Raw genomic sequence first — 777 nt, 5'->3', positions numbered from 1 at the left:
CGGCCAGGCGATCATCTCCGCCGCCTCTTGCACCACCAACTGTCTGGCACCGGTCTCTAAGGTGCTGAATGACAACTGGGGCATCAAGCGTGGTCTGATGACCACCGTGCATGCCGCCACCGCGACCCAGAAGACCGTCGATGGTCCGTCGCAGAAGGACTGGCGCGGCGGTCGTGGCATCCTCGAGAACATCATCCCGTCCTCGACCGGCGCCGCCAAGGCCGTCGGCAAGGTGCTGCCGGAGCTGAATGGCAAGCTGACCGGTATGGCCTTCCGCGTGCCGACCTCGGACGTCTCGGTGGTCGACCTGACCTGCGAGCTGAACAAGGATGCGAGCTACGAGGAGATCTGCGCGGCCATGAAGGCGGCCTCAGAGTCCGGCGATCTGGCCGGTGTACTGGCTTACACCGAAGACAAGGTCGTCTCGACCGACTTCCGCGGCAAGGGCACGCCGTCGATCTTCGATGCCGGCGCTGGCATCATGCTCGATAGCACCTTCGTCAAGGTCGTTGCCTGGTACGACAACGAGTACGGCTACACCTGCAACTTCCTGCGTCTGGCGCAGCATGTTGCGGGCTGAGTGAGCTGAGATCGCTGTTCGGTGGGCAGGGCGGGTGTGTGCCTGTCCAGCCCACCGATCACGGCTGTCCGACCTGCACAGCAAGAACGATGCGGAAAGCCAGGCCGGTTTTCCCGATCGCTCACAGCTTTATTAACACCATCTCGATGAGGCGCTCTGCTATGTCCTTCACCAAACTCACCGATCTTGATCTGGCT

1 protein-coding gene is annotated in these 777 nt (G+C 62.2%); it reads left to right on the top strand.

From position 1 onward, the window contains the following. On the top strand, positions 1 to 580 hold a 580-nt coding region (locus tag VBE63_RS30745; protein ID WP_416274755.1), incomplete at its 5' end, for a type I glyceraldehyde-3-phosphate dehydrogenase. Positions 581 to 777 lie beyond the last annotated feature (197 nt).

Origin of the sequence: Lamprobacter sp., assembly GCF_034860625.1 — a bacterium.
Taxonomy (GTDB): Bacteria; Pseudomonadota; Gammaproteobacteria; order Chromatiales; family Chromatiaceae; genus Lamprobacter.
The sequence above is the reverse complement of the archived record's forward strand: the minus strand, read 5'-3'. Positions and strand labels throughout refer to the sequence as shown.